Origin of the sequence: Microbispora sp. ATCC PTA-5024 (genome assembly GCF_000511135.2) — a bacterium.
Lineage (GTDB): Bacteria > Actinomycetota > Actinomycetes > Streptosporangiales > Streptosporangiaceae > Microbispora > Microbispora corallina.
In genome coordinates this window covers 2,554,373-2,563,871 of the sequence record NZ_KI866522.1, presented here as the reverse complement: position 1 = coordinate 2,563,871, position 9,499 = coordinate 2,554,373, and the positions used below count along the sequence as shown (strand labels likewise).

General features: G+C 72.0%; 10 protein-coding genes. 1 reads left to right on the top strand and 9 read right to left on the bottom strand.

What is annotated here, in order from left to right; genetic code table 11:
- Positions 1-67 precede the first annotated feature (67 nt).
- The 5 genes from MPTA5024_RS11620 to MPTA5024_RS11600 form a co-directional block, all read right to left on the bottom strand.
- Entirely contained in the window at positions 68-817 is a 750-nt protein-coding gene (locus tag MPTA5024_RS11620) for a transporter substrate-binding domain-containing protein (RefSeq protein WP_157099383.1), read from the bottom strand.
- Positions 818-1,002: 185 nt separating this feature from the next.
- Positions 1,003-1,875: an amino acid ABC transporter permease gene (locus tag MPTA5024_RS11615; RefSeq protein WP_036322351.1), complete on the bottom strand. Its 873-nt coding sequence runs from the start codon at positions 1,873-1,875 to the stop codon at positions 1,003-1,005.
- A complete protein-coding gene (locus MPTA5024_RS11610; RefSeq protein WP_036322349.1) occupies positions 1,872-2,543 on the bottom strand; it encodes an amino acid ABC transporter permease in 672 nt (223 codons plus the stop codon). The genes MPTA5024_RS11615 and MPTA5024_RS11610 overlap by 4 nt, the downstream gene beginning before the upstream one ends.
- A 40-nt stretch (positions 2,544-2,583) precedes the next feature.
- Positions 2,584-3,417: a glutamate ABC transporter substrate-binding protein gene (locus tag MPTA5024_RS11605; RefSeq protein ID WP_036323984.1), complete on the bottom strand. Its 834-nt coding sequence runs from the start codon at positions 3,415-3,417 to the stop codon at positions 2,584-2,586.
- A 240-nt stretch (positions 3,418-3,657) separates the two neighbouring features.
- On the bottom strand, positions 3,658-4,413 hold the full coding sequence (locus MPTA5024_RS11600; RefSeq protein ID WP_036322347.1) for an amino acid ABC transporter ATP-binding protein: 756 nt from the start codon (positions 4,411-4,413) through the stop codon (positions 3,658-3,660).
- A 125-nt stretch (positions 4,414-4,538) separates the two neighbouring features.
- On the opposite strand from MPTA5024_RS11600, the gene miaB reads away from it, so the two are divergent.
- Positions 4,539-6,035, top strand: a complete 1,497-nt coding sequence (miaB, locus tag MPTA5024_RS11595) for a tRNA (N6-isopentenyl adenosine(37)-C2)-methylthiotransferase MiaB (RefSeq protein ID WP_036322346.1) — start codon at positions 4,539-4,541, stop codon at positions 6,033-6,035.
- 139 nt (positions 6,036-6,174) lie between these two features.
- Here miaB and MPTA5024_RS11590 read toward each other — a convergent pair whose 3' ends face one another.
- The 4 genes from MPTA5024_RS11590 to MPTA5024_RS39515 all read right to left on the bottom strand — a co-directional run.
- On the bottom strand, positions 6,175-6,774 hold the full coding sequence (locus MPTA5024_RS11590) for a hypothetical protein (RefSeq protein WP_036322345.1): 600 nt from the start codon (positions 6,772-6,774) through the stop codon (positions 6,175-6,177).
- A gap of 243 nt (positions 6,775-7,017) precedes the next feature.
- Complete coding sequence (locus MPTA5024_RS11585) at positions 7,018-8,472, bottom strand: MFS transporter (RefSeq protein ID WP_084369565.1); 1,455 nt, start codon at positions 8,470-8,472, stop codon at positions 7,018-7,020.
- 59 nt (positions 8,473-8,531) lie between these two features.
- The gene (locus MPTA5024_RS11580; protein WP_036322344.1) at positions 8,532-9,107 is read right to left on the bottom strand and encodes an ArsR/SmtB family transcription factor; all 576 of its coding nucleotides are present in this window, start codon (positions 9,105-9,107) and stop codon (positions 8,532-8,534) included.
- 60 nt (positions 9,108-9,167) lie between these two features.
- A partial coding sequence (locus tag MPTA5024_RS39515) for a response regulator transcription factor (RefSeq protein WP_198167043.1) occupies positions 9,168-9,499 on the bottom strand: 332 nt, incomplete at its 5' end.

The following is a 9,499-nucleotide window of genomic DNA, read 5'->3' as shown; positions in this document are numbered from 1 at the left end:
AGGGGTCGGCGGGGGCGGGAGGGGTCGCGGGGGCGCAACGACTGAGCGGCGGCGAGGGCGGGACGGGTCAGCGGCCGGGGGCGGGACGGGTGAGGGGCGGCGGGACCGTGTACCGGGTGGCGAGCACGCCGAGGTTGTCGATGACCGCCTGCTTCCAGGTGCCGTCGTCGAACATGTGGCGCAGCGCCTCGTCCACGCGGTCTCGCAGCCCGGCCGATCCGGTGCCGATCCCGTACCGCACGGTGGTGATCGGCTTCCCGGCGAACCGGAACCTGCCGGGATACTGCGCCTCGATTCCGGCGAGGACGGGCGCGTCGGCCACGACCGCGTCGGTCCGCCCGTCCGCCAGCAGCGGGGCGCAGGCGGCGGGGACGTTGGCCAGCGCGAGGAACGCGCCCTTCCACCTCTGCCCGAACCTCGACACCAGCCGCGCCGACGACTCCTGTGTGGCGCAGACCCGCTTGCGCGTCAGGTCCCGTACGCGGCCGATCGTGAGGTCGCCGGCGCGGACGAGGATCTCCGTACTGGTAACGAGATAGGGGCCGGCGACGTACCGGCCGTGGGCGGGGTCGGCCCCGACGACGAGGTCGGCCTGGGCCGGGTCGAGGGTGTAGCTGATCTCGTCGTCGCGGTAGCCGAGGTCGCGCGCCACGTACTGCGCGACCGCGATGTCGAAGCCGGTGAAGCCGCCGTCGGGCAGCCGGGTCACCAGGCCCGGCTGTCCCGGGCGCACGCCGATGACGACGCCGCCGTCGGCCCCGCATCCGGCGAGGACGGCGGTCGCCAGGCACGACACCAGGGCAACGGCACGCCACACGCGCTCAATATCGGGGCGGGGTACCGCCCCTCGCCACCAGCGACACGGCAAAGTTCCCTTGACCCGCCGCGGACAGGCCGGCCCGGAGCGCGCCCTGGCCGGTACGGCGCGCGCGCCCCACCGGCGCAGCGCGCCTCTCCGCCCTCGATGCGCCTACCCGGCCGGTACGGCCCGGTGGGGCAGGGCTATGGCACGGCCGCCATCTCGCCCCCGGCGGCGACGCCGGGCGCGACCGGGGCCGCGGCCGACCTGCGCCCGCGCCTGCTGCGCCGTTCGAGCCAGGTGGCGAGGTAGCCGAGCGCGAGGTTGATCACGATGTAGACGGCCGCGATGACGATGACCGACGGGATCAGGTTGAAGAAGTTGGCCGGCACCACCCGGGCCCCGGCGTTCAGCAGGTCGGCGTAGGCGACGACGAACCCGAGCGCGGTGTCCTTGAGCAGCACGACGAGCTGGCCGACGATCGCCGGCATCATCGCGGTGACCGCCTGCGGCAGCAGGATCAGCCGCATGACCTGGTTCTTCCGCAGTCCCACGGCGTACCCTGCCTCGGCCTGGCCGCGGGGGACGGCCAGGATCCCGGCCCGGACGATCTCGGCCAACACCGAGCCGTTGTACAGCATCAGCCCGAACACCACGGCCGTGAACTCGGTGACGATCAGCCCGGCGAGGCTCCCGCCGTACTGCGCGAAGAAGATCAGCATGAGCAGCGGGATGGCCCGGAAGAATTCGACCACCACGCCTGCCGGGATCCGGACCCACCAGTGGTCCGACAGCCGGGCGATGCCGAACACCGCTCCGAAGACCAGCGCGAGCACGGCCGCCACGGCCGCCGCGGACAGCGTGTTGCGCAGGCCGGGGAGGATCAGCTCGGTCCAGGTGTCGGCCTCCAGGAAGGGCCGCCACAGCTTGCCGGCCCACTGGCCCTTCTCGTCGAACTTGTCCCACACCATGTACGCGACGAGCAGCAGGACCACGCCGAAGACCAGCGTGAGCACGTTGTTGCGCAGCCGGGTCCGCGGGCCCGGCGCGTCGTACAGGACGCTCGCCCGGGTCATCGGGCCACCGCCACGCGCCGGGCCAGCCAGCCGAACAGCAGGCCGACGGGCAGGGTGAGCGCGAGGAAGCCGACGGCGAACCCCAGGAAGATCGGGATGATGTCGGACCCGTGGGCGTCGAAGAGGTTCTTCATCCGCAGCGCCGCCTCGGCGACGCCGATGGCCGCGGCGACCGTGGTGTTCTTGGTCAGCGCGATCAGCAGGCTGCCGAGCGGCGCGACGACGGCCCGCACCGCCTGGGGGAGCACCACCAGGCGGAGCGTCTGCGGGAACGTCAGGCCGATCGACCGGGCGGCCTCCGCCTGTCCGATCGGCACCGTGTTGATGCCGGACCGGAGGACCTCGCAGACGAAGGCCGAGGTGTAGGCCGACAGCCCGATCGTGGACAGCCAGAAGTTGTCGACCGACAGGTCGTCGGCCGAGAACTGGACGTCCATCACCGTGCCGAGGCCGAGGCCGCAGAACACGATGACCAGGGTGAGGGGCGTGTTGCGCAGGATGTTCACGTACACCGTGCCCGCCCCCCTGAGCACGGGCAGGGGGCTGACGCGCATGGCGGCCAGCACGGTCCCCCAGACCAGCGAGATCACCCCGCTGACCACCGTGAGCTTCACCGTCAGCCAGAAGGCCTGCAGGATGACGGGAAGCTCATCGACGACGGCCTCCACCGCTTCCTCCTCTCCGTGGTCCTCGCGCCCGACGATCGGGTCAGTACCGCTCGACGGAGGGCGGCGAGGAGAAGAACTTGCCGAACTCGCCGAGGTTGGCGTCGACCGCCTTGCGCCAGGTGCCGTCCTTGAACATCGCCTCGATGGCGTTGTTGACCGCGTCGCGGCCCGCCTTGTCGTCCTGCTTCAGCCCGATGCCGTACTTCTCGGTGGAGAACGGCTTGCCGATCAGTTTGAACTGGCCGGGGAACTGCGCGGCGAACCCGGCGAGGATCGTCGCGTCCGTGGAGATGGCGTCGACCTGCTTGTTCTGCAGCAGCGGCAGGCAGGCGCCGTACCCCTGCTGCTGGGTGAGGTTCTTGGACTCCCACTCGGCGCCGAACTTGTCGGCGAGCCGCTTCGGGGACGACGAGCCCTGGGCGCCGCAGACCTTCTTGTCCTTCAGCGACTCGACGTCCGCGATCGAGGAGTCGTCGGCCCGGACGAGGATGTCCTGCCCGGTCACCAGGTACGGTCCGGCGAACGAGATCTTCTTCTTCCGCTCGTCGGTGATCGAGTACGTCGCCACGACCATGTCGACCTGGCCCTGCTGGATGAACGGCTCCCGGTTGGCCGACTGGGCCTCCTTGAACGTGATGCCGCTCTCCGGGACGCCGAGGGCCTTGGCCACGTAACGGGCGACGTCCACGTCGAACCCGGCGTACGTGCCGTCGGGCTTCTTCAGCCCCCATCCGGGCTGGTCGATCTTGATGCCGACGACCAGTTTCTTGTCGTTCTTCGCCTTGTCGACGATCGAGGTCGCTCCCGAGCTGGCGCACGCCGTGAGGCTCGTGGCCAGGACCGCGAGCGCGAGCATGCCGGCGCCGATTCGCATCTGCGTCACCTTTCGCTTCATGGGCAGGGGATCGTGAGCGGGGTCGCTGCGTGTGCTGAGCTACGTGTGCTGAGCTGCCTGTGCTGAGCTGCCTGTGCTGAGCTGCGTGTGCTGAGCTGCGTGTGCTGAGCTGCCTGTGCTGAGCTGCCTGTGCTGAGAGGTGCTGCGGGTGTGAGGGGAAGGGGGAACGCCGGGGGACGGTGCGCGGGCGTCGCGGTGGGGACCGCGGGCCGGCCCCGGTCAGTGCGAGAGGATCTTGGAGAGGAAGTCCCTGGCCCGTTCGCTGGCGGGCCGGGTGAAGAACTCGGCGGGGACGCCCTCCTCGACGATCTGGCCGTCCGCCATGAAGACGACCCGGTCGGCCGCCCGCCGGGCGAACCCCATCTCGTGGGTGACCACCATCATCGTCATCCCGTCGCGGGCCAGGCCGATCATCACGTCGAGGACCTCCTGGACCATCTCGGGGTCGAGGGCCGACGTGGGCTCGTCGAAAAGGATCATCTTGGGGTCCATCGCCAGGGCGCGGGCGATGGCCACCCGCTGCTGCTGGCCCCCGGACAGCTGGGCGGGGTGCTTGGCGGCCTGGGAGGCGATGCCGACGCGTTCGAGCAGTTCCATGCCCCGCCGCTCGGCCTGCTGCCGGGGGACCTTCCGCACCCTCGTCGGGCCGAGGGTGACGTTCTCCAGGATCGTCTTGTGCGAGAACAGGTTGAACGACTGGAACACCATCCCGACCTCGGACCGGAGGCGGGCCAGGGCCCGTCCCTCCGCCGGAAGCTCGCGGCCGTCGAAGGTGATCGTGCCGGAGTCGATGGTCTCCAGCCTGTTGACGACCCGGCACAGCGTGGACTTGCCGCCGCCCGACGGGCCGATGACGACGACGACCTCTCCCCGTCCCACGCTCAGGTCGACGTCCTTGAGCACGTGCAACGGGCCGAAATGCTTGTTGACCCCCTCGAGCCTGACTAGCGGGGCGGATCCACCGGTATCCGTCATGGTCAACAACGTAGGTCGGTCAATATCGCCAAGTCACTAATCTCCCGGTACCGATACCATCACGGCCCGCTTCCGCGCCCGGTCCGTACAGGCGGGGGCGGGGGAGCGCCTACGCTTGTAGTGCCATGACTGCGACCACTCAGGGCGCCGAGGACGCGACCCGGACCTACGAGGTGCGGACCTACGGCTGCCAGATGAACGTGCACGACTCCGAGCGGCTGTCCGGGCTGTTGGAGGACGCCGGATACGTCCCTGCCCCCGAGGGGGAGACGGCCGACGTCGTCGTGTTCAACACCTGCGCCGTCCGCGAGAACGCGGACAACCGCCTGTATGGCAACCTGGGTCACCTCCGGCCTATCAAGACGGCCCGCGAGGGGATGCAGATCGCGGTCGGCGGCTGCCTGGCGCAGAAGGACCAGGGGGAGATCGTCCGGCGGGCCCCGTGGGTGGACGTGGTGTTCGGCACCCACAACATCGGCTCGCTGCCGGTGCTGCTGGAGCGGGCCAGGATCGCGCAGGAGGCCCAGGTCGAGATCAAGGACTCCCTGGAGACCTTCCCCTCGACGCTGCCCAGCAAGCGGGAGTCGGCCTACGCCGCCTGGGTGGCCATCTCGGTCGGGTGCAACAACACCTGCACGTTCTGCATCGTGCCGTCGCTGCGCGGCAAGGAGAAGGACCGCCGTCCCGGCGACATCCTGAACGAGGTCCGCACGCTCGTCGACCAGGGCGTGCTGGAGATCACGCTCCTCGGTCAGAACGTCAACACGTACGGCGTGGAGTTCGGCGACCGGCTGGCGTTCGGCAAGCTGCTGAGGGCCTGCGGCGACGTCGAGGGCCTGGAGCGGGTCCGCTTCACCTCGCCGCACCCCGCGGCCTTCACCGACGACGTGATCGCGGCCATGGCCGAGACCCCGAACGTCATGCACCAGCTCCACATGCCGCTGCAGTCCGGGTCGGACCGGGTGCTCAAGGCCATGCGCCGGTCCTACCGGTCCGAGCGCTACCTCGGCATCATCGAGCGGGTCCGCGCCGCCATGCCGGACGCCGCGATCTCCACCGACATCATCGTGGGCTTCCCCGGTGAGACCGAGGACGACTTCCAGCAGACCCTGGAGGTCGTGCGGCAGGCCCGGTTCGCCAACGCCTTCACGTTCCAGTACTCCATCCGCCCCGGCACCCCCGCCGCGACCATGGACGGCCAGGTGCCGAAGGAGGTCGTCCAGGAGCGGTACGAGCGGCTGGTCGCCCTCCAGGAGGAGATCTCCTGGGAGGAGAACAAGGCGCAGGTCGGCCGCACGCTGGAGGTGCTGGTCGCCGAGGGCGAGGGCCGCAAGGACGGCGCGACCCACCGGCTGTCGGGCCGCGCCGCCGACAACCGGCTCGTCCACCTGGCCGCCGCCGACGCCCGTCCCGGGGACATGGTCACCGTCGAGGTGACCTACGCCGCGCCGCACCACCTGGTCGCCGACCGGGTCCTGTCGGTGAGGCGGACCCGCGCCGGCGACGCGTGGGAGTCGCGGCAGGGCGCGCCCGCACAGGGAACGGCCGTCAGCCTCGGCATGCCGGGCATCGGCCGCCCGGCCCCGCTTCCGGTCCAGCCGTCCGCCTGCTCCGCCGTCTGACGTCCCGCCGTCTTCCTGCTCGGCCGTCTTCCTGCTCGGCCGTCTTCCTGCTCGGCCGTCTGCCTGCTCCGCCGTCTGCTTACTCCGCCGTCTGCCTGCTCGGCCGTCTGCCTGCTCCGCCGGCCCGTGACCGGCTCGGTCAGCCGCCCATGAGCTGGTCGAGCATCTGGTAGCAGTAGTCCCTGCGCGGGTCGCCGATGGCGTACCGGGCGCAGGGGTCGGCGATCCGCGCGGGCGGCGCGGTGGCCTGCTCCGGCAGGTCCGGCGGCGGCGCGGGGGCCGCCTCCCGCTTCGCCGTACGATCCGTGGGTGCGCCGGACGCCGGGTCGTCGTCCGCGAGCGTGGAGTCCTCCGCGGGCGGCGTCTGATCGGTGACCGGACGGGGCCGCGCCCGATGCGCCGCCGGGGACCGGCGTGCCTTCGGGGTGCCCCCGCCCGTCAGCGAGGAGTGCCCGCGCGGAGCCGTGACGCCTGTGTGATCGTCACGGCCGATGACCGGGATCGGAGTGGGGACGGCCCGTGCCGGCGGGGTGGGGGAGACCGCCGGCGTCGGCCGGGCGGTGTCGCCGGGGGCCGGGGTGGCGGTCGTGCCCATGTCCCGGCGTGATGGCCGCGGAGCGGCCGTCGCGTCCTCCCCCAGGACGCCGACGGACGGGCTGTGCGGGCCGGCCGAGACCGTGACGGCCGCGGGGGACCGGTCGCCGGAGACGACGGCCAGGACGATGCCGAGACCCGCCACGGCGACGACTCCGGCGACTCCCGCGATGGCCAGAAATGGCCGGCCCTGTCTGCGGTGCCGAGCTGTTGGTGAGAAGTCCGGCAATGTAGTGATTCTTCCGTGAGGATTCCCCGTGATATTCCTCACTCAGTGTGCACGGACGGCCTTCCCTGCGGATTCGATTTCCCCTATTTCCCCGGTGCGGCAAAAGAGGCGTTCCCAGTAGGCGGGGCATCGTTTAAGAGCAAATCATGGGATTTGGCGTTATTCGAATGACGTGAATGGCCGGGTCTCGTCCTCGGGGCGAACGGGCAGGTCCGGACGGCGGCGCAGGGGGCCGATGAGCAGGATCAGACCGGAGACGGCCAGGAGACCCGTCGTGATCCAGATTGTGGGGCGGACGCCCAGGGCGGCCCCGAGTGCGCCGGCCGCGAGCGCGCTCAGCGGAATCGTGCCGTAGTTGAGGAACTGCATCGAGACGATGACGCGGCCGAGCAGGTGCGAGGGCACGTACGCCTGCCGGAAGCTGCCTTTGATCACGTTTCCCGCGGTGACGCCCGCGATGACCACGGCGCCCCCGGCCACCGCGAAGGACAGCCGCCATCCCGGTCCCGCGAGGGGGATCAGCAGCCCGAACGGCGCCGTGCCGAGCTGGCACAGCAGCAGGCCGTGGGCCGTGCCGAACCGGCGCGTCACCCGGGTCGCGCCGAACGCCCCGATCACACCCCCGGCGCTCATGCCCGCGATCAGGAAGCCGACGGCGCCCGGGCTCACGCCGACGACGCGGACGAGGAACACGACGAGGACGCTCTGGTAGCCGGTGAGCGCGAGGTTGCCCGTCGCCCCGACGGCCGTGAGCACGCGGAGGTAGGGGTCTTTGGCCACGAACCTCAGCCCGTCGGCGATCTCCCGCCGCAGGCCGGTCCGGTCCGCGCGCGGGCGCGGCGCCTCCGCCGTACGGATCCGGGTCAGGAGGACCGCGGAGACCAGGAAGCTGGCCGCGTCCGCGAGCACGCCCGCCACCGCCGACGCGGCCTGCGCGAGCAGTCCGGCGACCCCCGGTCCCGCGATGTTCGCGGCCGACTCGCCGCCCACCAGGCGCGCGTTGCCGCGGGCCAGTTCGTCCGGGGGCAGCAGGCCGGGGAGGTACGCGTAGGAGGCCGTCTGGAAGAACACGGCCGAGATCCCCGACAGGAAGGCCACGGCCAGCAGGTGCCCGATGACGAGGACACCGCACCACGCCGCCACCGGGATGCTCAGGAAGAGCGTGCATGAGACGGCGTCGCAGGCCAACATGACCGGACGCCGGGGGAGCCGGTCGACCCACGCCCCCGCCGGAAGGCCGATGAGCAGCCACGGCAGCCAGGAGGCGGCGGCGAGCATCCCGGCCTCCAGAGGGCCCGCGCCCAGCGTCGCGACCGCCACCAGGGGCAGCGCGACCGCGCTCACCGAGCTGCCCAGCCTGCTGGTCGTCTGGCCGATCCACAGCAGCCGGAAGTCCCGTGGCAGGCCCCCTCCCCGCCCCGGTCGCCGAGGTGAGGCCCTACCGTCTCCAGCGGGACGCCGAGTCGCCGGGCCGGCCGGATCCGTGGGCGGGCACCGCCTCGGGGCGCCGGCCGGGGAGCCGGCCGCGCCGGCGGTGCGAGAGCTTCCGGGCGCGCCGCTGTCAGGGCTCCCGGCCTCGCGGGGGCCTTCGGTGCCGGCGGTTCGGGGGGTCACCGCTCGGCCGGGCCGGGGGTTCACAGCGGCGCCGGTCGCGGAGCCGGCGGTTCGCGGGTTCACGGCTGGGCCGGCACGCCGTGGGCGAAGACGAACACGGGCTCGCGCCGCTGCCCGTCGTCCGGCGCCTCGCGCGTGGCCCACCTGTCGAGCAGGGCGATGACCTCCTGCGCGAGCTCCGCCAGCTCGCCCGGCGTCAGCCGCAGCCATTTGTCGGTCGAGAAGGGGCCGCCCTCCCAGGCGTCCCGGTCGGGCTCGGGGGCGGCGTACCAGGCCCGGACCGCGTTCATGTGGTAGTCGAGGTTCAGCGACTCGGCGGCCGCGGCGACCGCCAGCGCGGCGGGGTCGTCGGCGAAGTCCCGCGTCGACCAGCGCAGCCCCGGCGACACCAGCCGCCACCAGCGCTCCCGCCGGTCGCGCGCCAGCTCCGGCGCCTCCTCGATCAGGTCGCAGGCCCCCAGGACGCGCAGGTGGTGGCTGACGTTCGCCACGGCCTGGCCGGTGCGATCGGCCAGGACGCTCGCCGTCGACGGGCCGTCGACCTTGAGGATGTCCATCAGCCGCCGTCGCAGCGGGTGGGACAGCGCCGCCAGCACCCGCGAGTCCGTGACCTGACGGATCTCTTTGTTCGCCATGCCCTCAGTCTGACTCGGCAACGACTATTGCGCAATATCCCTTGCGCAATAGTCGTTGTGTTACGCGAGGCTCAGGAGCGTGCCGAGGGAGGCGCGGTCGCTCGTGCCGAAGCGCTCGTAGGCGCGGCACAGCTGGTTGGCGACCGTACGGATCGACAGGCCGAGCAGGCGGGCGATCTCCCGGTTGGTGAGCCCGGCGGCGGCGAGCCCGGCGATCTGCCGCTGCCGCGGCGTGAGGCCGGGGGTCGCGAGGTCGACCAGGACGGGTGTGCGGGCCCCCTGACAGGCCCGGGCCAGGGTCGCGGCGTACGCCAGCGAGGCGCCGGCCGCCCGCCCGCCGGGGTGGGCCTGTGCCGCGTGGCCCGCGGCCTCGGCGGCGTGGAGCAGCAGGC

What these genes read in the sequence shown, in the direction of transcription:
- miaB (WP_036322346.1), top strand. Translation starts at nt 4,539, where the DNA reads ATGACTGCGACCACTCAGGGCGCCGAGGACGCGACCCGGACCTACGAG.
- MPTA5024_RS11615 (WP_036322351.1), bottom strand. Translation starts at nt 1,875, where the DNA reads ATGACCCGGGCGAGCGTCCTGTACGACGCGCCGGGCCCGCGGACCCGG.
- MPTA5024_RS11580 (WP_036322344.1), bottom strand. Translation starts at nt 9,107, where the DNA reads ATGGCGAACAAAGAGATCCGTCAGGTCACGGACTCGCGGGTGCTGGCG.
- MPTA5024_RS11600 (WP_036322347.1), bottom strand. Translation starts at nt 4,413, where the DNA reads ATGACGGATACCGGTGGATCCGCCCCGCTAGTCAGGCTCGAGGGGGTC.
- MPTA5024_RS11605 (WP_036323984.1), bottom strand. Translation starts at nt 3,417, where the DNA reads ATGCGAATCGGCGCCGGCATGCTCGCGCTCGCGGTCCTGGCCACGAGC.